Here is a 20,560-nt window from a genome sequence, read left to right on the forward strand (position 1 = left end):
AGTCGTCATGAACGTCCGCTTCGGGTACGGGTCGCCGGACGCGGTGCGCGAGGCCCCGGCGATCGTGCGCCTCGCGCAGCGCGCCGACCGGGACGGACTCGACCACGTCAGCCTCGCCGACCACCCGTACGTCGCGGACATGCTCGACGGGTACGCCGCGATCTCGTACATCCTCGGTAGCACCGAGCGGTTGTCCGCGTTCGTGAACGTGACCAACCTGCCGCTGCGGCCCGCCCCGGTGCTCGCCCGGACCGCGACCTCGCTGTCGGCGCTGTCCGGCGGTCGGTTCATCCTCGGGCTCGGCGCCGGCGGTGCCTGGGACCGGATCGCGACGATGGGCGTGCCGCGGTTGCGCCCGGCCGAGGCGGTTGAAGCGTTTGAAGAGGCGATGCAGCTCGTCCATGCGATGGCCGACGGTGGTACCCCGCAGTCGACCAAGCACTACCCGATCGGAACGTTGCGTCCGGCCACCGTGCCCGCGCCGCCGATCTGGACCGGGTCGAACGGACCGAAATCGCTTTCCGTCACCGGACGAAACGCGGACGGCTGGATCCCCGGGCACGCCGCCGACTGGCTCAGCGACCGGTACCGCTGGTCGCGCCCGATCATCGACGAGGCGGCGCTCGCCGTCGGCCGGAAAGCGTCGGACGTCGCGACGATCTACAACTTCCCCGGCGCGATCACGGCGACCCCGGTGCGTCGCACGCGGGACGAGGACGATCGCTGGATCGGCGGATCGCCGGAGCAGTGGGTCGAGGAGCTGACCGACGCCGTACTGAACCACGGCGCCGCCGGCTTCACGCTGTTTCCGCGCGGAAACGACGCCTTCGAGGTGCAGCTTTCGCGCTGGTCGCAGGAGGTCGTACCGGCGGTTCGCGCCGCGATCAGTTGAGTGTGGCGAGTTCGTCGGCGGACAGCGAAAGCGCTCCGGCTGCGACGTTTTCCTCGAGGTGACGAACGCTGCCGGTGCCCGGGATCGCGAGGATGTTGGGCGAGCGGTGCAGCGTCCATGCGATCCGGACCTGCTGCGGGGTGGCGTCGTGCGCCGCGGCGATCGCTTCGACCGCGGCCGATTCGGTGCCGTCGGCAATGGAGCCGAACGGAACATAGGCGATTCCGCGTTCCGCGCAGTACCTGATGATCTCGTCCTCGGAGCCGCGACGGTCGATGGCGTAGCTGTTCTGGACGCAGACGACCGGCGCGATCGCCAGCGCCTCACGGAGCTGCTCGATGCGCACGTTCGAGACGCCGAGCTGCTTGATCAACCCTTCGTCCCGGAGTGCGACAAGCCACTCGAACCGCTCGGTGACTGATCCGGCACCGGGGATCCGCAGGTTGACGACGTCCAGGCAATCGACGTCGAGCTGACGCAGATTGGTCTCGACCTGCTCGCGTAGTTCGGCGGCGGTGGTCGCGTTGTAGAAGCCGCGCTCCGGGTCGGTCCCCGGACCGACCTTCGTCGCGATGACCAACTCGTCGGGGTACGGCGCCAGCGCCGCGCGGATCAGGTCGTTGGCGAAACGTTTTCCGGATCCGTAGAACGCCGCGGTGTCGATATGGTTCACACCGAGCTCGACCGCGCGCCGCAGTACTGCGTGGGCGACGGAGCGATCCGGGTTCGCGGTGATCCGCATCGCGCCGAAGCCGAGCCGATCGACGGTGACCTCGCCCAGTTTCCAGGCACTCATTCCTCGATCGCTGCCCGCATGGCGCGCAGGTGCTGCCGGAAGGTCAGTGTCGGGTCGGCGGCGCGCCGTTCGAGGTACAGCGCGAAACTCACTTGCTCACGCAGTGTCCGCCCCGCACGGATCTCGTCGGCCTGCCGTCGTTCGGTGTCGCGGATGGACTGCGCGAGGCCGAGCAGTTCGTCCAGCCGATCCGCCGGTACGAAGACCACGCCGTCCTCGTCCGCGAGTACGACGTCGTCACGGGTCACCGTCCACTCGCCGATCGTTGCCGTGGACAACGCATCGTCGGGCTGCGGGTCGAGCCGCAGTGGACCGGTCGGCAACGCGCCGAGGCTGAACACCGGCAGCCCGATCGCCTTGATGTCGGCGGTGTCTCGATGCAGCCCCCAGATCACGATGCCCGCGACGCCGGCGGCCGCGGCCTCGAGCGCGGCCAGGTCGCCGACGCACGCCTCGTCGCGGCGGCCGCCGTTGTCGACGACCAGTACGTCGCCCGCCGTGGCGGACTCGAATGCCTCCAGGAAAACGTCGACACTTCCGACGTGCTGCGCCGGGAGTACCCGGCCCGCGACTCGGTGTCCGGAAACGGCCGTCAGCGACACCGTGCGCACCGGCACGCCGGCGCGTACGCACGCGTCCGCCAGGTGTGCCGTCGTCAACCCGTCGAATCGTTCCAGCATCCCAACCTCTTCTTCTGCGGCCTAGGACAAGAACTTGAGAATGTTGCCCAACGGCGGTTCGGTAGTGGTGTCGACCGTCAGTTGTGGTACCGGCAGATCGACGGGCTGAAAGGCATTGTGGGTCCGCAGGCGCGCGTCCGCGCTGATCTGTGCGTCCTCGTGTGCGGCTCGGCGAGGGTCGCTCGCGGTGCGGGTGGTGATCCGTTCCAGCGCGACCTCGGCCGGCACCGTGCAGTGCACGATCCGGAGGTCGGCGCGGCTGAGCAGCGGGCTGAGGCCGGGTGTCCACAGCCGGTCCTGGAACGCGGCTTCGGCGACCACCGTCGTACCGCGGCCGATCAGCAGCCCGATCACGTCGAAGAACGTCGACAGTGTGCGCATCGTCAGCGGATCGCCCGGCCCCGGCACGAACCCCGGCGTGGCGTGGACCATGCCTTCCTTGATCTCGTCGCGGCAGATCGCCGGACAGCCGAGCGCACCCGCGATCCGGTGCGCCAGCGTCGTCTTCCCCGTCCCAGGCGGACCACTGACCACGACCAGCATCGGTTTCGACTGCACCCGCCGTACCTTAGCCGCCCCGGCCGTCACCGGGTGTAAAGCGCGTGTCAGAAACCGCGCCGGGCGCGGATCCATCACCATCCCGCTGTCCACTTTTCGAGATGATGTGTCTCAGTCAGCAAGATCTTGCGTTAGCTTGGATTCATCGATGGAGGCAAGGAGCCTGCGATGAGCAACGTGTACACGCATGGGCATCACGAGTCGGTATTGCGGTCGCACAGTTGGCGTACCGCGGAAAACTCGGCTGCTTATCTGATTCCGCAGCTGCGACCGGGCATGTCCTTGCTCGACGTCGGCGCCGGGCCGGGCACGATCACCGCGGATCTCGCGCGGTTGGTCCAGCCCGGGCGGACGACGGCGCTCGAGGCGACCCCGGCCGCGCTCGACATCACCAAGGCGACCTTCGCGAAACTCGAGCTGGACGTGGAGTTCGTGGTCGGCGATGTGCACGCGCTGGACCTGCCGGACGACACCTACGACGTCGTCCACGCGCACCAGGTCCTGCAACATGTGGCTGACCCCGTGCAGGCGCTGCGGGAAATGCGCCGCGTGTGCAAGCCGGGCGGAATCGTGGCGGTGCGCGATTCCGACTACCACGGTTTCGTCTGGTATCCGGAATTTCCCGAACTCGACGAGTGGATGGCGCTCTACCAGCGACTGGCCCGCGCGAACGGCGGCGAACCGGACGCCGGTCGACGCCTTCTCTCCTGGGCGCTCGAGGCCGGGTTCGAGAACGTCGAGGCGACCACGTCGACCTGGGCGTACGCCAATCCGGCGGACCGCGAGTTCTGGGGCGGCATGTGGGCCGACCGCATCCTCAAGTCAGCGCTCGCGGATCAGGCCCGTGCCGCCGGCGTGCCCGAGGAGCGGCTGGCCGCGATTTCCGAAGCCTGGCGCCGGTGGACGGAAACTCCGGACGCGTGCATTTCCATACTTTCCGGCGAACTGCTCTGCACAGCGTGAACCTGCTCCGATCGCGCGGCGCAGTCAGGTACGGCGGGCGCGCTGGCGCGAGATCTCGTACAGGACAGCGGTTGCGGCGTTGGCAGCGTTGAGGGAGCTGGCCGAGCCGGTGATCGGGATGCGGACCAGGTGATCGGCCGCTTCCTTCCAGGCCGCGCTCAAGCCGGCGGTTTCGTTGCCGATCAGCAGTAGAACCGGCTGAGTGAAGTCGAAGTCGTACACGTCGGTCGACCCGTGCTCATCGGTACCGACCACGACGACCGGTTGCGCGGACCGCCGTACCCACTCGAGGACCTCGCGATGCGAAGGCACCCGGACGGCGGGAACCGCGAACAGCGAACCCGTCGTCGCGCGGACCGCCTTCGGGTCGTAGACGTCGGCCGCATGACCGGTCACGATTACACCGTCCGCACCGAACGCGTCGGCGGACCGGACGATGGAACCGATGTTGCCCGGACCGGTCGGGCGGTCGAACACGACGCCGAGGAAACTCGGGCTGATCGGAATACGGTCGAGGTCATCGGCAGGCAGTTCGAGGACGGCGATGAGTTCTGGGTCGTCCTTCTCGCCGAGTTCCGCGATCAGCTCGGGGGACATTGCGACGCGCTCGGCGTCCGGGAGCCGGTGCAGCAGATCCGAGGCCCACTTCGACAGCGGGCGGGATGCGTCGGTAATGACCGTACGCACCGGCCAACCGTTGTCCACGGCAACCGAAATCGGACGAACGCCCTGGACCAGGAACTCCCCGGACCGTTGACGTTTGGTCCGGTTCGTCAACGAAGCCTGCCACACCTGAAACCGGGCATTCCGCGACGAAATCCTCTGCATCCGCCTCACTCTACGACCTCAACCTCAGCCCCGGCCGAACGTCCCACCGACCTCACAGCGTGGTGCGGCAGCTGGCGTCCTCGGGGTGCTGGTGGGGTGCCGGGGTTGGAGGACGAGGAGTTACGTGCCGAGGGTGGATTCTCGGGGGACCAGGCGGGTGGGGAGGATCAGTTCGCCGGGGTGGGGGGAGCCGGCGATGGCGTCGAGGAGGAGGTTGGCGGTGCGGCGGCCCAGTTCTTCGAGCTCCATGTCGACGGTGGTGAGGGGTGGGCGGCTGGCGAGGGCCATGACCGACCAGTTGTCGAAGCCGGTGACCGCGATGTCGTCGGGGACCGAGCGGCCGAGTTCGCGGAGGCGGTCGCAGACGCCGCGGGCGATCTGGTCGCTGCCGCAGGTGATCGCTTCCACCTCCGGGTCGGTGCGGAGCAGGACGTCGACCGCGTGGCGACCCCAGCGTTCGCTCCACTCGCCGTACAGCGGCTGCCCGACGAACCCGGACCGCGCCGCGCCCATCGTCGACGCCGCGCGGATCTGCGCACTCAGATGGGACTCGGGCCCGGTGACGTGCGCGATTCGCTCGCGCCCCAGCGACTGCAGGTGCCGTACTGCGGAGGCGGCGCCGCTGTGGTCGTCGACGATGACCGAGGTGTCTTCGGGATTGGTCGACGGGCTGAACGCGTAGACCACCGGGATCGGGACGTCGATCGGCTCGCGGGCTTCGGTCCGGCGGCCGGTCACGATGATGCCGTCGACGCGGCGGGAGACCAGTGACTTCAGGTAGTGCTGCTCGCGGAGCGGGTCGTCGCGGGTGTCACAGAGGACGAGCGCCATCTCGCCGGCGCTGAGCGCGTCCTCGGCGCCGAGCATGATCGGGATGCTGAACCGCCCGGAACTGTCCGTGGTGATCAGGCCGACCGTGAAACTGCGCCCGGACGCGAGCGCACGGCCCCGGCTGTCCGGTGTGAACCCGAGCTGCTCCGCGGCCCTGCGCACCCGTTCGCGGGTTTCCGCGCGGAGGTGCCCGGTGTCGTTCAGCGCCTTCGACGCGGTGCTCGCCGAGACGCCGGCCAGCGCGGCCACGTCCTTGATCCCGGGCCGGCGAGTGGTCCCTGACGGCATCCGGCAACTCCTTTCCTGAGGTTTCCGGCACAGTACCGCACGAATCGCCGAGCGGCCGGAAGTTATCCACAGGTAGGGGTTGACCTGGCGCGGCCAGCTCTCTACCTTCGTCCAGGAAAACGTGTTCCGGATTTTCCTAACTCAGGAGTCAACGCCCGATGAGCGCTTCCCCGGAAACTGTCATCAGCTCCCGCAGCCCAGCGGCCACCGCGAAGGGCCGCCGGCATCCCCTCGGACTCGGCCAGGTCGCGATCACCGGCGGCTTCTGGGCGCCGCGGCAGACCCGCAACGGTGCGGACGCGATCCCGAGCGGCCAGGACCAGCTCGAGAAGGCCGGCAATCTGCAGAACCTCCGGCTCGCGGCCGGGATCGGCGAGGGCGAGGCGATCGGCCCGGTCTTCGCCGACTCCGACGTCTACAAGTGGCTCGAGGCCGCGGCCTGGGAGTACGGCCGCAATCCCGACGAGGACCTGCTCCGCCGAATCCGCGAGCTGACCGAGGTGGTCGCCGCGGCACAGCGCGAGGACGGCTACCTCGACTCGGTTGTCCAGCTCCGGTACGGCGACGAGGGCCGCTACCAGCAGCTGGTCTGGAGCCACGAGCACTACTGCGCCGGCCACTTGATCCAGGCCGCCGTGGCCCAGGTCCGCTGCACCGGCGACCGAGCCCTCCTCGACGTGGCGATCAAGCTCGCCGATCACCTCGTCGCGACGTTCGGCGACGGCAAGACCGTGGACGTCGACGGCCACCCGGTCATCGAGATGGCGCTCGTCGAGTTGTATCGAGAGACCGGTACGACGGCGTACCTGGAGCTCGCCCAGTGGTTCGTCGACGCGCGCGGCCACGGAATCATCGAGCGGCACGGGCACTCGCCGGCGTATTTCTCCGACCGTGTTCCGGTGCGCGAGGCCACCTCGGTCGAGGGGCACTCGGTCCGCGCGGTCTACCTGGCCGCCGGCGCCGCCGACGTCGCGCTCGAGACCGGCGACACCGACCTGCTCGATGCGCTGAAGCGGCAGTTCGACCACATGTGGTCCACCAAGACCTACATCACCGGCGGCCTGGGCGCGCGCTGGGAGGGCGAGGCGTTCGGCGACGAGTACGAACTGCCGCCCGACCGCGCCTACGCGGAAACGTGTGCCGCGATCGGCGGAATCCAGTGGGCCTGGCGGATGCTGCTCGCGACCGGCGAGGCGAAGTACGCCGACGCGATCGAGCGGATGCTGTACAACGGTTTCCTCGCCGGCGTGTCGTTGTCCGGGACGGAGTACTTCTACGTCAACCCGTTGCAGCTGCGCGGCGCGGCGTACCCCGACACCGGCCGGAGCCCCGCGCACGGCCGGCGCGGCTGGTTCGACTGCGCGTGCTGCCCGCCGAACATCATGCGCACGCTGTCGAGCCTCGACGGCTACCTCGCAACGACCGGCGACGGCGCGGTCCAGATCCATCAGTACGCCGCGGGCGTGATCAAGGCCGGCGACGTCGAGCTGACCGTCGAGACGAACTACCCGTGGGACGGCGCGGTCCGGATCAGCAGTACGACGCCGACGGCGGTCGAGCTGCGGATCCCGGGCTGGGCGGACGGCGCGACGGTGAACGGCGAGCGCGTGGACACCGGCGGCTACGTCCGGGTCGAGGCCGCCGAGATCGACCTGCAGTTGCCGCTCACGCCACGCGTGGTCGGGGCGGACCCGCGGATCGACGCCGTCCGCGGCTGCGTCGCGATCGAGCGTGGCCCGCTGGTCTACGCCGTCGAACAGGCCGACAACCGAGCCGACGTCGACGACCTGCATCTGTTGCCGGAGGCACCTGTCGAGCAGGCCTCCGACCTGTTGGGCGGGGTGACCGTCCTGACTGCCCGCGGCCGGGCGGGGACCGGTCATCGCGACGGCTGGCCCTTCACCGGCGACGCGGCCGACTCGACCGGTGACGAGGTCGACGTGACCGCGATTCCGTACTACGCGTGGGCGAACCGCGAAATCGGTGCCATGCGCGTCTGGCTGCCCAGGGCCTGACATGGTCACCCGGCGGAGATTCCTCGGACTGTCGGCCGCTGCGGCGGCCGGCATGACGGGGGCAGGTCTGACGTCGAGCTGCAGCTCGGTCCTGCCCGAACCCGACACCACGGCGGCGGGCTTCGGGCAGGACGCCACCGGCACCGTTCAGGTCTGGTGCCGGGCGGCGACGCAGAGCGGCCTGACCGACCTGGTGAAGAAGTTCAACGCGTCGCAGGACCGGCTCACCGTCGAGCTCACGCCGGTCCTCGACGCCCAGTACGTCACCAAGCTGGCTACCGCGATCCGCGGCCGCAGTGTGCCGGACCTGGTCGACATCGACGACATCAACTCGATGCTGTTCATCTACCGCGACGCGTTCACCGACCTGACCGAGCCGCTCGCCGCGCTGGACTTCCGGGACACGCTCAGCCCCGGCCATCTGCGGCTGGCGACCAAGGACGAGCGCGTGTACGGCGTCCCGTACCTGGCCGACAACTCGATGTTCTGGTTCAACACCGAGCTGTCCGACCGGGCCGGCGTCGACCCGGACGAGGCGATCCGCTCGTTCGACAATCTGCTCGATGCGGCACGGAAATTCCGGAAACTCGGCGAGGACATTTATGCGTGGAGTTTCCCGGCCAACAGCCCGGGCGCCCTCGGGTTCGTGGTCCAGCCGATGGTGTGGGCCGCGGACACCGATTTCATCCGCGGCACGATCCCCGACCAGTCCGGAAACATCGTCGGCAACGACGCGATCCGCCAAATGCTCGAGCTGCACCGTCAGCTGTGGGTCGATGGCCTGGTGCCGCGGGCGAACTTCTCCGACGACGCGTCCCGGTGGGGGAGCGATTTCCGGGCCGGCAAGATCGGCATCTTCCCGTCGAACTACAGCGTGGTCGTGTCGGCATCGGACGACGCCTTTCATCAGAAGGTCACGCCGCGGCTGCTGTCCGGTCCGCACGGTGGTGCGGCGTTCTTCGACGGCGGCGACAACATGTGCATCCCGCGCGGCGCCAAGAACGCGTCCGGAGCCTGGGAGTTCGTGCGTTTCGCACTGGACCTGCCGCAGCAGATCGATCTGCCGGCCGGCGGGTACACGCCGGTGCGGTCGGATGCGCGGACCGCCGAGTTCGCGCAGAAGTACCCGCTCGCGACGTTGCCGCTGGAACGCATCGAAGAGGGCTACGCGCCGACCACGCTGTCCTACAACCTCCTCTACAACCAGCCGGACGGGCCGTGGCTGCAGATGTTCCGCCGCGCCGTGTTCGACGGCGAACTGGAGGCCGCCATGTCCGAAGCCCAGCAGAACTGGGACCGCATCCTGCGCCAGGGGCAAGCATGAGTACCGCCGTCAGAGGTGCCCGCCGGCTCGATTCCGGCGCCCGCAAGGCGGCCTCGGCCGGCCGGCGCGTCGGCCAGGGCTCGCTCACCCATCCGTCCCGGACCGGGCTGCTGCTGGTCACACCGGCGGTCGTGTTCGTGGCCGTCTTCGTGCTGGTCCCGCTCGCGTTCGCCCTGGTGATCTCGCTGACCAACTGGCCGTTGATCGGCACGGTGAAGTTCGCCGGACTGAAGAACTACACCGCGATCGTGTCCGACGCGGCGTTCGCCAAGTCGGTGCTCTACACCTTGCTCTACACGGTCATCGTGACCGGGCCGATCCTGGTGCTCGGCTACGCGCTCGCGGTGCTGGTCCGGCGGAAACGCCGCGGATCCACGCTGTTGCGGACCGTCTTCTTCCTGCCCTTCGTGGTCGGACTGTCGACGCTCAGCTTCGTGACCGTCCTGGAGGCGCAGCCGGACAGCGGTGCGATCAACATCGTGCTGCGCGAACTCGGCATCACCGACGGTACGACGGCCTGGCTGGTGAGCGGGCCGCTCGCGACCGGACTGATCTGCGTGCTGGTGGTGTGGGCGGTCAGCGGGCTGACCATGATGCTGCTGATGGCCGGGATGCAGGCGATCCCGCGGGAGTACTACGAATCCGCCGAGCTGGACGGCGCCGGCTGGTGGAAGCAGGAACGCGAGATCACGATCCCGATCCTGCGCCGGACGATCGCGATGGCGGTGATCATCTCGGTGATCGGCTCGCTGCTGGCGTTCACGCAGTTCTACATCCTCACCCGCGGCGGTCCGGGCACCGACACCACGACGGTCGTCCAGTACATCTACAACCGGGCGTTCGTCCAGCTGCAGCTCGGTGCCGCGACCGCGTTGTCGATCGTGCTGGTGGTCGTGGTCGGCCTGGTCACCGCGGCCCAGTTCCGCCTGCTCCGGGAGAAGGACTGACCATGCGACTCAAGAACACGTTGTACGTGATCGGCGGGGGCGGCGCGCTGCTGGTCTTCGCCGTACCGTTGCTGTGGGCCCTGTTCCGGTCGGTCCAGCCGAACGACGTGATCGTCGCGGCGCCGGATGGGAAAACGTTCTTCCAGCTGACCTGGGACAATTTCCGGACGCTGATCGAGGGGCCGGGCAACCTGGTCCGCTCGGTCGCGAACAGCCTGATCGTCGCGCTCAGCACGGCCGTCCTGACCGCGCTGCTCGCCACCCTCGCCGGGTACGGGTTCGCGCGGTTCCGGTTCCGGAGCGGGCCGGTGCTGTTCGCGCTCGTGGTGGTGTCGATGATGATCCCGTTCCAGGCGATCCTCACCCCGCTGTACCTCGAGCTGAACGTACTGCGGCTGACCGACAGCCTGCTCGGGCTGGTGCTGTTCTACACCACGGTGAACCTGCCGTTCGGGGTGTTCGTGATGCGGAACTCGTTCGCCTCGGTGCCGGCCGCGCTGGAGGACTCGGCCCATGTCGACGGCTGCGGAACGTTCCGGATGATCAGTTCCGTACTGCGTCCGCTCATCACGCCGGGCGCCGCGACGGTCGCGCTGTACGCGTTCCTCGCGGCCTGGACCGAGTTCCTCGGGGCGTTGACGTTCCTGACCAAGGACGAGCTGTACACGCTGCCCGTCGCTCTGGTGAACGTCCAGGCGGGCGCGTACGGCGAGGTCAACTTCGGGTCGCTGGTGGCGGGATCGGTGATCGCGATGATTCCGTGCGTGGTGCTTTACGTGGGGCTGCAACGGTTCTACGTGAGCGGTCTCGCGTCCGGTGCGGTCAAGGGGTAACCGGCTCAGAGGCTGGGCCGGATGTCGTGGTCGGCGTGGGCGACGGCGTGCGCCGCGCTGACCTGGCGGCACAGCTCCATCAGGTCCTCCTCGTTCCGGACCTGCTGCTTGGCCTTGGGCCCGAGTTCGGTGATGTGGTCGCGGGCCCGCAGCAACCGCTGGAACACGCGTTCCCGCTCCGCCGGATCGTCGGTGTAGTCCGGGTCGAGGTACGCCGTCGCGTCGCGGCGGATGTGGGCCATCGCGGTCTGCGTCCGCCCTCGGGTGCTGAACAGCGACGCGAAGATCGTGATCAGCAGCACCGCCAGAATCACCACCAGCGACAACTCGGTGCCGACCTCCACCACCTCGACGTGCTCGCCGCCGTTCACGAACGGCAGGTTGTTCTCGTGCAGCGCGTGCAGGATCAGCTTCCCGCCGATGAACGCGAGGATCGCGGCCAGTCCGAAGGACAGGTAGATCAGCCGGTCCAGCAGGCCATCGAGCAGGAAGAACAGTTGCCGCAGGCCGAGCAGGCTGAAGGCGGTCGCGGTGAACACGACGAACACGTTCTGGGTGAGGCCGAAGATCGCCGGGATCGAGTCCAGCGCGAACATCAGATCGGTGGCGCCGATCGCGACCATCACCAGCAGCATCGGCGTCAGCATCCGGCGCCCGTCGACCACAGTGGTCAGCCGGTCGCCGTCGTAGTCCTCCGAGGTCCGGAACAGCCGGCGGCTGAGCCGGACGACCAGGTTCTGCGCCTGGTGCGACTCCTCCGTCTCCGGCTTGAGCATGTTTCCGGCGGTCAGCAGCAGGGCGATCCCGAACAGGTAGAACACCCAGGAAAACGTGTTCAGCAATGCGGAGCCGATGAAGATGAAGCCGGCCCGGGCGATCAGGCTGACCACGATGCCGACCAGCAGCACCTTCTGCTGGTTCTCCCGGGGCACCCGGAAGCCGGTCATGATGATCAGGAACACGAACAGGTTGTCGAGCGACAGCGCTTTCTCGGTGATGTACCCGGCGAAGTACTCCGACCCCATGGCGACGCCGCCGAGGACGAGTGTGCCGAGACCGAACAGGACGGCGATCCCGACGTACAGCGCGGACCAGACCGCGGCCTCGCGGATCGTCGGGACGTGCGCCGACCGCACGTGGAAGAAGTAGTCGAACAGCAGGAGGGCGACGATCGCCGCCAGGGTCAGCACCCAGACCAGAGGGGACACGGTCATGAGTTCACCCAACCACGCGCGGACAGGTTGACGGCCGCGATTCGATAATTTTGCCTGAAAGGCATCTTTGCCTGTTAGGCAAATTCTGCTACGGTCGTGACCATGGCCGAAGGGTTGCGGGAGCGGAAGAAGCAGGAAACCCGGATCGCGCTGAGCTGGGCCGCGGTCCGACTGGCCGTCGAGCGCGGGTACGGCAACGTGCGGATCGAGGACATCGCCGCCGAGGCCGGGGTCTCACTGCGGACGTTCCGCAACTACTTCGACAGCAAGGCGGACGCGATCGCTGCGCGCGAGGTGGATCGAACGCTGCGGATCGCCGAGGAACTTCGGGCCCGGCCTGCCGGCGAGCCGTTGTGGACGGCGATCCGGGTTGCGATCGAGAAGCACTTCGCGCTCGGCGAGGAAGGGCATGGCGGTCGTACCGCTCCGGACGAGAAGTGGCTCGCCGGAATCCGCCTGATGATGAGTGAACCGGCCCTGCAAGGCGCGGTGCTGAAAGCGCACGCCAAGGCCGCGGAGGATCTGGCGGCGGCGATCGCCGACCGGACCGGGACCTCGGGGTTGTATCCGCGGTTGGTCGCGGAGGTCATCGGCGCGACCCGTGCTGTGGTGATCGCGGAGTGGCTGCGGGGTGACCCACCACGCTCGATCGCCGAGTTGCTGTCGTCCGCCCTTGACCAGGTCGAAGCCGGCCTGCCCGTCCCCGACCAGCCCGTCCGCGAGTGACCCTTCCCGAGTAACCAGTCCCCGAATAACCCGTCCCCGGCCGACCCCCGGAACAACCCGGCGCCCGAACACCCCGCCGGTCAAGAAACCGTTGCACTGCTCGGCCTCGGCTGGTTGCCGGGGTGGTCAGTCATGCCTGTGTGGAGGAATCATGGATGCCGACGTCGTCATTGCCGGAGGTGGGCCGAACGGTCTGATGCTCGCCGCCGAACTCGGGCTGGTCGGAGTCCGGCCGATTGTGCTGGAGAAACTCTCGGAACGCAGCACGATTCCGCGGGCCAATGGGCTCGTCGGCCAGGTGGTGCGGATGCTCGACCGTCGAGGTCTGTACGAACGCCTGAGCGGTACGCCGGGTCCGCCACGGCCGGTGCCCGGTTTCGTGTTCGGCGCGCTGCCGTTGCACCTCGCCGAGCTCGGGGACAATCCGGTCTATGCCTTGCAGGTTCCGCAGGTACGCATCGAGGAGGTGCTCGAGGAGCGGGCTCTGGAGCTCGGCACGGACCTCCGGCGCGGACACGAGCTGCTCGGATTCACGCAGGACGAAGACGGTGTCGCAGTGTCGGTCTCCGGCCCGGACGGCGAGTACGTGCTGCGCACCGGCTACCTGGTCGGGGCCGACGGTGGCCACAGCCGGACGCGGAAACTCGCCGGAATCGACTTTCCGGGCGTCACCAACGACACCATGGTGTCGCGGACCGGGAGTGCCGAGGCGCCGGCCGAGTATGTCGAGGACGGCGTACTGAAGATCCCGGGGTACGGCGTGGTGCCCCCGTTCGTGCACCAGCGGACGGAACGCGGAATGTTCGTCTGGGTGCCGTTTCCGGGACGGCTGCCTGCGATCAGTACCGGTGAATGGGACCCGCCGCCGGACGGTGAGATGACGTTCGAGGAGCTGCAGGAGAGTGCGGACCGGGTGCTTGGAGTTCATCTGCCGTTGGCGCCGCCAACAGGTGACGGGGTGCGGCAGTTGCGCCGGGTGGTCGGCGGAAACAGTCGGTTGGCCTCGAGTTTCCGCACCGGCCGGGTCCTGCTGGTCGGCGATGCCGCCCATGTGCACTCAGCGATCGGCGGCCCTGGACTGAACCTCGGCCTGCAGGATGCGGTCAACCTCGGCTGGAAGCTGGCGGCCGAGGTCCAGGGCTGGGCCCCTCCGGGACTGCTCGACACCTACGCGGCCGAGCGCCGGCCCGTGGGGGAGCGCGTCGTGATGCAGACGCAGGCGCAGTCCGCGCTGATCGCGCCGGGCTCAGAGGTGACGGCGCTGCGGGAACTGTTCGCCGAGTTCCTGACCGATCCGCGCAACGTTCAGCGGGTGGCCGACCTGATGTCCGGCGCCGACATCCAGTACGCCAAGGGTACGCATCCGCTCGTCGGTCGGTGGGCGCCGGATCTTACGGTCGGCGAACGGCGTCTCGCGGAGTTGACGCGGTCCGCGCGCCCGCTGCTGATCGACCTCACTCCGGGCGCCTCGTTCACCGACCTCGTACCCGAGTCGGTGCAGGTCGTCACCGGATGCCACGAGACCCCCATCGCCTTACTGATCAGGCCTGACGGCTACGTCGCCTGGGCTGCCGGGCAGTTCGGCGCCACGGAGCAACAAGGGGCCACTTCGCAGAACAGTGCCACGTCGCAGAACAGTGCCACGTCGCAGAACAGTGCCACGGAACGGGAGGAGTTGCGGGAGGCTGTTGCGCGGTGGTTTCAGCCGCGGCCTTTGACCAGTGCGACCAGGTAGCGGCACACCGCCGTACCGGGGTTGTGGAACGTGGTCGGCGACGGTGGGCCGAGTTGCAGGCAGTCGCCACGCTCGAGCTCGCGCACCTGGGAACCTTCGTGGAAACGGAGTTTCCCATCGAGGATCCACAGCTGCTGGTTCTTGAAGATGTAGGCGTCCGCCGGATATGACACCGAGGCGCCAGGTGGCAGTTCGACCTCCACCAGCTCCAGCGGGCCGTCCGTCACCGGGGACAGCGCACGGCGGCGGTACCCGGTGACCGGGTCGGTCCAAACCGGTTGATCCTGCGCTTTCCGGAGCAGGTCGCCGGTGTTCTCCGCGCGGGCGACCAGTTCGGACAGCGTCATGCCGAGCGCGCCCGAGAGCTTTCCGAGCAGTACGGCGGTGGGCTGCGCCTCGCCCCGCTCGATCTTGCCGATCATCGCGCGCGACACTCCGGAGCGCTCGGCCAGCGCGTTCACCGACAGGTCCTGGGCGATGCGCGCCTGCTGCACGGTCGTGGCCAAAGAGCGAGACAGATCGTCGATCACGCTTGCCACTATAGCGGCAGATGTGGCTACTATCGTGACATGGCTCAGGTGAGGGAAGCGACGGCCGCCGATGCCGCCGCCTGCGCGGCCATTTACGCGCCGTACGTCCAGGGGACCGCGATCACGTTCGAACTCGAGCCGCCGACGGTCGAAGAGATGGCCGAGCGGATTGCCAACGCTCAAGCGACCCACGCGTGGCTGGTGCTGGAGGACGAGGGTGCTGTCGTCGGCTACGCGTACGGCGGCCCGATGAAGCCGCGTCCGGCGTACCGCTGGTCGTGCGAGGTCAGCGTGTACGTGGCGCCCGGCCATCACGGCACCGGCGCGGGGCGGAAACTCTACAGCGCGTTGTTCGAGCGACTTTCCGAACGCGGTTTCCGGACTGCCGTCGCCGGCATCACGCTGCCGAATCCCGCCAGCGAGGCGCTGCACAAGTCACTGGGTTTCGAGCCGATCGGCCGCTACCGGAACATCGGCTGGAAACTCGATTCCTGGCACGACGTCGCCTGGTCCCAGCGCGCGCTCGCCGTACTCCCCGATCCGCCGCAGGAACCGCACTGAACCTGCGTGGAGCCTCGACGAGCCGTTGGCCCGGTCGGCGGGTGAGGATGGTGCGGTGAGTGAGGACCGCCGACCCGTCGAACATCAGGTGATCGTACGCCGTGCCGTCGAAGCGGACGACGCCGCGCTGCTCGCGATCGAGCGGAGTGCCTGGGACGCGTCGTCGGGATTTCCGTCGTACCAGGAAACGCTCGGGGAAACGTTCTTCGGCAGGAGTGGACCGGAGGCGCATCTGGTCGCGGAGCACGACGGGGCCATCGTTGGGTACCTGCGCCTGCAGGACAAGTACCAGTTTCCTGAGGGCGCGGGCGTGCTCACGATCAACGGTCTCGCGGTCACCGAATCGGCGCGCCGCCTCGGCGTCGGGTCAGCCTTGCTCGAGGCCGCGGCCGCCGAAGGGCGCCGGCGCGGCGCCCGCAAGATCAGCCTGCACGTTCACAGCACCAACGAGGCTGCCCGCCGCCTCTACGAACGCCACGGCTACGTCGTCGAAGGCATCCACCCCAACGAGTTCCTTATCGAGGGCGACTACATCGCCGCCTTCGACATGGCCCTCATGCTGTAGCGCAGGATCAGCAGAACAGCCGAGTGAAGCAAACCGGCCGCCGTGAGGGCGGCGGCCGGCAAGAGCTTTTAGAGCTTCAACAGTGAATCCTGGCGTTGCTCAGGGGGTGACGCCGTGTTCGCGGAGCCAGGGGGCGGGGTTGATCGGCGAGCCGCCGCCGGGGAGGACCTCGAAGTGCACGTGCGGGCCGGTGGTGTTGCCGGTCATGCCGATGCGGCCGACCATCGTGCCGGCCTTGACCGTGTCGCCGACGGAGACGTCGAACTCGGACATGTGGCTGTACGACGTGACGGTGCCGTCGGTGTGGCGGACCTTGACCTGGCGGCCGTAGGCGCCGGCGAACGCGGCCTGGATGACCTTGCCGGCCATCACCGAGCGGACCGGCGTACCCTGCGGGGCCGCGAAGTCCAAACCGGTGTGGTCGCGGGCCCAGCGGCTGCCGCCCTGGCCGAACCGCGCGGTCAGGTGGTACCCGGTGGTCGGGAGGACGACCCTCGGGGCGGCCTCCGCCTTCTCCTTGGCGGCCTTCGCGGCGTTGGCCCGGCGAATCGCCTCGGCCTTCGCCTTGGCTTCGGCCTTGGCCTCGGCGAGCGCCTTGGCCTGTGCCGCGGCCTTGCGGGCGGCGGCGGCCTTGGCGGCAGCCAGGGCCAGTGCGCGGCGCTGGGCGAGTGACGCGTTGGCGGCGAGCTTGGCGGCCCGCTGCTTCGCGGCGGCGTCGGCCGCCGCCTTCCGGGTCGACGCGAGCGACAGGTCGATCCGGGACGCGTCCCGGGATCCGAGCTCGCGGCGGTCGATCCGCGCGGCGGTGAGGGCTTCGGCCTGTGAGGGGTTCAGGCCGGTGCTCCCGGACGCGTTGGCGGGACCGCTGCTGGACGAGGCCAGTCCGACGGTCGTGGTGCCGGCCGCGGCCGCGAGGGCGGCGGTCAGGCCGATGAGTTGGGTACGGCGGTTCGCGCTTCGGCGGGAAAAGCGGTGCTTCGCCATCGAACGCGAATCAGTCGCACGGCTGGACGCCTGCCGATCTGTTTGCGGCGCGTCGTGGTGAGTGGGCACGGAAAACCTTCCAGGGGAGGGGAAACCGCCGTGAGGGGAACGGCGGCTCCAGCGACGATAACGAGCGGGTCACGGTGCGCCCAAACACGGATTGCGAGAAGTTCAACGATTTCGAACACCGTCGGTGAGGGTCTCCTGCCGCCTGGTGCACGTCCCCGCGTGAACCACCCGGGTCGAAGCCCTCGCAATGCCGTGACGCGGATCACGCGCAAATTGGCGAGGAACAGGCCCTCCGGGGCGGTATAGAGCGTCCATATATTGAGAGTTTTGTCGACTGACTTACTTATCTTTCGCGGCCGCCTCATACTGAGATGACACGACCGACGAGAGGAGACGGACATGACGCGCAAGCCGCCGTACTACCGCCTCCACATCGACCTCCTCCGGGTCTCCAGCGCACTCTGTCGGCGCTGACCCGAGCTCACGCCGGCCCCGTCGTCGAACGGGCCTGTGCACGGTGAGCTGACCCGGCCTCACTTCACGTCAAGGCGCCCGCCCGGGTGCCTGCTGCCCGCTGCCGCCCTCCGCCGTCGCAGGGTGCCGCGAAGCCTGCCCACCGCCAGGGAGTGTCATCGTGTCCACCACTTCAGTCACGTCCGCGTCCGGTGCCACCGGTCCGCCGGCGACCGCCGTACCGCTCGAAGCCGAGTTGACCGTCGTACCCCGCCGTCATCCGTGGCGCTGGGTCGGTGTCGCGGTCGTGCTCGTCCTGCTCGCGATGTTCGTGCACGGCCTGGTCACGAACCCGGGGTGGGACTGGCCGACGTTCTTCCGGTACTTCGCCACCCGGACAGTGTTCTCGGCGCTCTGGGTGACCGTGCAGTTGACGATCTACGGCACGGTGCTCGGGTTCGCGCTCGGTGCCGTCCTCGCCACCATGCGGCTGTCCAGCAGTCCGTTCCTGCAAGTCGTTGCCTGGGGCTACATCTGGGCGTTCCGTTCGATCCCGTTGATTGTGCAGCTGCTGTTCTGGTTCAACATCGCGTACCTGTACCAGGAGCTGAGCCTCGGGATCCCGTTCGGTCCGGAGTTCGTGCACTTCAGTACGAACAACCTGTTCGGCCCGCTCGGCGCCGCGGTGCTCGGGCTCGCGCTGCACCAGGCCGCGTACGCCGCGGAAATCATCCGTGGCGGCATCATTTCCGTGGACGCCGGCCAGCTCGAGGCGGCCGCCGCGCTCGGCATCCCGAAGCTGCGGCAGTTCTTCCGGATCGTGCTGCCGCAGGCGATGCGCTCGATCCTGCCGAACGGCGCGAACGAGGTGATCAGCCTGTTCAAAGGCACGTCGATCGTCTCGGTGATGGCGATCCCGGAGCTCTTCTACCAGGTCCAGGTGATCTACGGCCGCAACAGCCGGGTCGTCCCGCTGCTGATGGTCGCGACGGTCTGGTACATCGTGCTGACCACGCTGCTGTCGATCGTGCAGTACTACGTGGAACGCCGGTTCGCCCGAGGTACGACGCGATGATCGACGTCAAGGGTGTGCACAAGAGCTTCGGAGATCTCGAAGTACTGAAGGGAATCGACCTGGAGGTGGCGGCCGGTACCGTCACGGTGATCCTCGGACCCTCGGGATCGGGGAAGTCGACGCTGCTGCGCTCGATCAACCACCTGGAGAAGGTGGACCGCGGGTTGATCCGGATCGACGGTGAGCTGATCGGCTATCACCGGCGCGGCAACAAACTGCACGAACTGCGGGAGCGCGACGTACTGCGGCAGCGGTCGCAGGTGGGGTTCGTGTTCCAGAACTTCAACCTGTTCGGGCACCTGACCGTGCTGGAGAACGTCGTCGAGGCGCCGGTGTCCGCGCAGCGGCGCAAACGCCGCGAGGTGGAGCCGTTCGCGCGGGACCTGCTGGATCGGGTCGGCGTCGGCGACAAGGCCGACGCGTACCCGCGGCAGTTGTCCGGTGGTCAGCAGCAACGGGTGGCGATCGCCCGGGCGCTGGCGCTGCGGCCGAAGGTTCTGTTGTTCGACGAGCCGACCAGCGCGCTGGATCCGGAGCTCGTCGGCGAGGTCCTCGACGTGATCAAGGAACTCGCCCGTGACGGCGCCACGATGGTCGTCGTCACCCACGAGATCGGATTCGCGCGGGAGGTCGCCGACACGGTGGTCTTCATGGACGGCGGCCGGATTCTCGAGTCGGGTCCACCGCGTGAGGTGCTCGACAACCCCGCTCACGAGCGCACTCGCGCCTTTGTCTCCAGGGTTCTGTGATGCGACCCCTGGTTCAGTTCGGAGGACAACTGATGAGAAAACGTGTGACGGCATTGTTCGGGGTGGTCCTGCTGGCCGCGGCCGGCTGCGCGGACCCGGCCACCGAACCGGCCGGTGGATCGGGGCCGGACGGCGGTGCCGCCTCGGTGGTCGCGTTCGACACCTCGGCCGATCAGAAGCGCGTCATCACCGCGAAGGTCGACAGCATCGCCGCCGAACTGCCGGCCGCAGTCCGGGAGTCGGGAAAACTTGTCATCGGCAACGGTTCGGCGGGTGGCGGCCTGCCGCCGCTGGGCTTCACCGCGGATGACAACAAGACGCCGATCGGGGTCGAGATCGACATCGCCTACCTGGTCGCGAGCGTGCTCGGACTGGAGGCGAAGGTCGACACCACGAGCTGGGAGAACCTGTTCCTCGGCCTCGATTCCGGAAAGTACCAAGTCGGAATCTCCAACATCGGAGTTTCCGAACTGCGCAAGGAGAAGTACGACTTCGCGACCTACCGGCTGGGGCTGCACGCGTTCGAGGCGAAGACCGGCTCGGGCCTGAAGGTCAGCGGCCCGGCGGACCTGTCCGGAAAGAACGTGGCCGTCAGTTCCGGAACGCTGCAGGAAGCGATCCTGCTCGACTGGAACAAGCAGAACGCCGCGGCCGGACGCAAACCCGCGAACCTCAGGTACTACCAGCAGGCGGCCGACACCTACCTGGCACTGCAGTCCGGCCGCGTCGACCTGTACCTCGGTCCGAACCCGAACGCGTCGTACCACGTTGCGACCCGGCACCAGACCGAGATCGTCGGCACTGTCTCGTCGAGCTATCCCGTGCAGGGGCTGGTCGGGATCACGACCAAGAAGGACAACGGCCTGGTCAAGCCGCTCGCGGACGCGCTCAATGCCGCGATCGCGGACGGCAGCTACGCGAAGGTGCTGGCCAAGTGGGGCCTGGAGGCCGAGGCCGTCCCGAAGTCGCTGATCAACCCGCCCGGCCTGCCGAAGAAATAGGAG

The 20,560-nt window shown here is 68.3% G+C and carries 22 protein-coding genes; 14 read left to right on the forward strand and 8 right to left on the reverse strand.

The genetic code is table 11. The features are described 5' to 3' along the window. Window positions 1-7 precede the first annotated feature (7 nt). Complete coding sequence (locus tag AB0B82_RS08835; protein WP_360164226.1) at window positions 8-892, forward strand: LLM class flavin-dependent oxidoreductase; 885 nt, start codon at window positions 8-10, stop codon at window positions 890-892. On the opposite strand, the gene AB0B82_RS08840 is transcribed toward AB0B82_RS08835, so the two are convergent. The 3 genes from AB0B82_RS08840 to AB0B82_RS08850 are packed head-to-tail and all read right to left on the reverse strand — an operon-like array spanning window position 885 to window position 2,926. Beyond that, on the reverse strand, window positions 885-1,688 hold the full coding sequence (locus AB0B82_RS08840) for an aldo/keto reductase (protein ID WP_360164228.1): 804 nt from the start codon (window positions 1,686-1,688) through the stop codon (window positions 885-887). The genes AB0B82_RS08835 and AB0B82_RS08840 overlap by 8 nt on opposite strands. Further along, window positions 1,685-2,368, reverse strand: coding sequence for an RraA family protein (locus tag AB0B82_RS08845; RefSeq protein WP_360164230.1), 684 nt, complete (start codon window positions 2,366-2,368; stop codon window positions 1,685-1,687). Before AB0B82_RS08845 ends, AB0B82_RS08840 begins: the two co-directional genes overlap by 4 nt. 21 nt (window positions 2,369-2,389) lie before the next feature. Further along, complete coding sequence (locus AB0B82_RS08850) at window positions 2,390-2,926, reverse strand: AAA family ATPase (protein WP_360164232.1); 537 nt, start codon at window positions 2,924-2,926, stop codon at window positions 2,390-2,392. Window positions 2,927-3,094: 168 nt separating this feature from the next. Here AB0B82_RS08850 and AB0B82_RS08855 point away from each other — a divergent pair, with 168 nt between their 5' ends. Next, window positions 3,095-3,889, forward strand: a complete 795-nt coding sequence (locus tag AB0B82_RS08855; RefSeq protein WP_360164233.1) for a methyltransferase domain-containing protein — start codon at window positions 3,095-3,097, stop codon at window positions 3,887-3,889. A 24-nt stretch (window positions 3,890-3,913) separates the two neighbouring features. On the opposite strand, the gene AB0B82_RS08860 is transcribed toward AB0B82_RS08855, so the two are convergent. Continuing rightward, window positions 3,914-4,576 carry a TrmH family RNA methyltransferase gene (locus AB0B82_RS08860; RefSeq protein ID WP_360164235.1) on the reverse strand — a complete coding sequence of 221 codons (663 nt, stop codon included), beginning with the start codon at window positions 4,574-4,576 and terminating at the stop codon, window positions 3,914-3,916. Window positions 4,577-4,837: 261 nt separating this feature from the next. Next, window positions 4,838-5,836 carry a LacI family DNA-binding transcriptional regulator gene (locus AB0B82_RS08865; RefSeq protein WP_360164237.1) on the reverse strand — a complete coding sequence of 333 codons (999 nt, stop codon included), beginning with the start codon at window positions 5,834-5,836 and terminating at the stop codon, window positions 4,838-4,840. A gap of 158 nt (window positions 5,837-5,994) precedes the next feature. Between AB0B82_RS08865 and AB0B82_RS08870 the strand changes: the two genes are divergently transcribed. From AB0B82_RS08870 to AB0B82_RS08885, 4 genes are read left to right on the forward strand one after another with little or no spacing between them, the layout of a single operon-like run. Then, entirely contained in the window at window positions 5,995-7,851 is a 1,857-nt protein-coding gene (locus tag AB0B82_RS08870; protein ID WP_360164239.1) for a beta-L-arabinofuranosidase domain-containing protein, read from the forward strand. 52 nt (window positions 7,852-7,903) lie between these two features. Then, window positions 7,904-9,175 carry an extracellular solute-binding protein gene (locus tag AB0B82_RS08875; protein WP_360164241.1) on the forward strand — a complete coding sequence of 424 codons (1,272 nt, stop codon included), beginning with the start codon at window positions 7,904-7,906 and terminating at the stop codon, window positions 9,173-9,175. Then, entirely contained in the window at window positions 9,172-10,122 is a 951-nt protein-coding gene (locus tag AB0B82_RS08880; RefSeq protein WP_360164243.1) for a sugar ABC transporter permease, read from the forward strand. The genes AB0B82_RS08875 and AB0B82_RS08880 overlap by 4 nt, the downstream gene beginning before the upstream one ends. A 2-nt stretch (window positions 10,123-10,124) precedes the next feature. Further along, a complete protein-coding gene (locus tag AB0B82_RS08885; protein WP_360164245.1) occupies window positions 10,125-10,955 on the forward strand; it encodes a carbohydrate ABC transporter permease in 831 nt (276 codons plus the stop codon). A 5-nt stretch (window positions 10,956-10,960) separates the two neighbouring features. On the opposite strand, the gene AB0B82_RS08890 is transcribed toward AB0B82_RS08885, so the two are convergent. Further along, window positions 10,961-12,169, reverse strand: coding sequence for a TerC family protein (locus tag AB0B82_RS08890; protein WP_360164247.1), 1,209 nt, complete (start codon window positions 12,167-12,169; stop codon window positions 10,961-10,963). 102 nt (window positions 12,170-12,271) lie between these two features. Between AB0B82_RS08890 and AB0B82_RS08895 the strand changes: the two genes are divergently transcribed. Then, window positions 12,272-12,895 (forward strand): TetR/AcrR family transcriptional regulator, encoded by a 624-nt coding sequence (locus AB0B82_RS08895; protein WP_360164249.1) that lies wholly within the window; start codon window positions 12,272-12,274, stop codon window positions 12,893-12,895. Window positions 12,896-13,046: 151 nt separating this feature from the next. After that, window positions 13,047-14,630: an FAD-dependent monooxygenase gene (locus AB0B82_RS08900; protein WP_360164250.1), complete on the forward strand. Its 1,584-nt coding sequence runs from the start codon at window positions 13,047-13,049 to the stop codon at window positions 14,628-14,630. On the opposite strand, the gene AB0B82_RS08905 is transcribed toward AB0B82_RS08900, so the two are convergent. Next, on the reverse strand, window positions 14,597-15,160 hold the full coding sequence (locus AB0B82_RS08905) for an XRE family transcriptional regulator (protein WP_360164252.1): 564 nt from the start codon (window positions 15,158-15,160) through the stop codon (window positions 14,597-14,599). The genes AB0B82_RS08900 and AB0B82_RS08905 overlap by 34 nt on opposite strands. 39 nt (window positions 15,161-15,199) lie before the next feature. Between AB0B82_RS08905 and AB0B82_RS08910 the strand changes: the two genes are divergently transcribed. After that, window positions 15,200-15,721: an N-acetyltransferase family protein gene (locus tag AB0B82_RS08910; protein WP_360164254.1), complete on the forward strand. Its 522-nt coding sequence runs from the start codon at window positions 15,200-15,202 to the stop codon at window positions 15,719-15,721. Window positions 15,722-15,776: 55 nt separating this feature from the next. Next, window positions 15,777-16,286: a GNAT family N-acetyltransferase gene (locus tag AB0B82_RS08915; protein WP_360164256.1), complete on the forward strand. Its 510-nt coding sequence runs from the start codon at window positions 15,777-15,779 to the stop codon at window positions 16,284-16,286. A gap of 99 nt (window positions 16,287-16,385) precedes the next feature. Here AB0B82_RS08915 and AB0B82_RS08920 read toward each other — a convergent pair whose 3' ends face one another. Further along, complete coding sequence (locus AB0B82_RS08920) at window positions 16,386-17,270, reverse strand: M23 family metallopeptidase (protein ID WP_360164258.1); 885 nt, start codon at window positions 17,268-17,270, stop codon at window positions 16,386-16,388. Between the two features lie 408 nt (window positions 17,271-17,678). Between AB0B82_RS08920 and AB0B82_RS08925 the strand changes: the two genes are divergently transcribed. From AB0B82_RS08925 to AB0B82_RS08940, 4 genes are all read left to right on the forward strand, one after another. Continuing rightward, a complete protein-coding gene (locus tag AB0B82_RS08925) occupies window positions 17,679-17,753 on the forward strand; it encodes a putative leader peptide (protein ID WP_360164380.1) in 75 nt (24 codons plus the stop codon). A 160-nt stretch (window positions 17,754-17,913) separates the two neighbouring features. Beyond that, entirely contained in the window at window positions 17,914-18,807 is an 894-nt protein-coding gene (locus tag AB0B82_RS08930; protein ID WP_360164260.1) for an amino acid ABC transporter permease, read from the forward strand. After that, window positions 18,804-19,556 (forward strand): amino acid ABC transporter ATP-binding protein, encoded by a 753-nt coding sequence (locus AB0B82_RS08935; protein WP_360164262.1) that lies wholly within the window; start codon window positions 18,804-18,806, stop codon window positions 19,554-19,556. The genes AB0B82_RS08930 and AB0B82_RS08935 overlap by 4 nt, the downstream gene beginning before the upstream one ends. Before the next feature lie 32 nt (window positions 19,557-19,588). Then, on the forward strand, window positions 19,589-20,557 hold the full coding sequence (locus tag AB0B82_RS08940) for an ABC transporter substrate-binding protein (RefSeq protein ID WP_360164264.1): 969 nt from the start codon (window positions 19,589-19,591) through the stop codon (window positions 20,555-20,557). The last annotated feature ends 3 nt before the right edge of the window (window positions 20,558-20,560 follow it).

The organism is Kribbella sp. NPDC048915, assembly GCF_040649595.1.
Lineage (GTDB): Bacteria > Actinomycetota > Actinomycetes > Propionibacteriales > Kribbellaceae > Kribbella.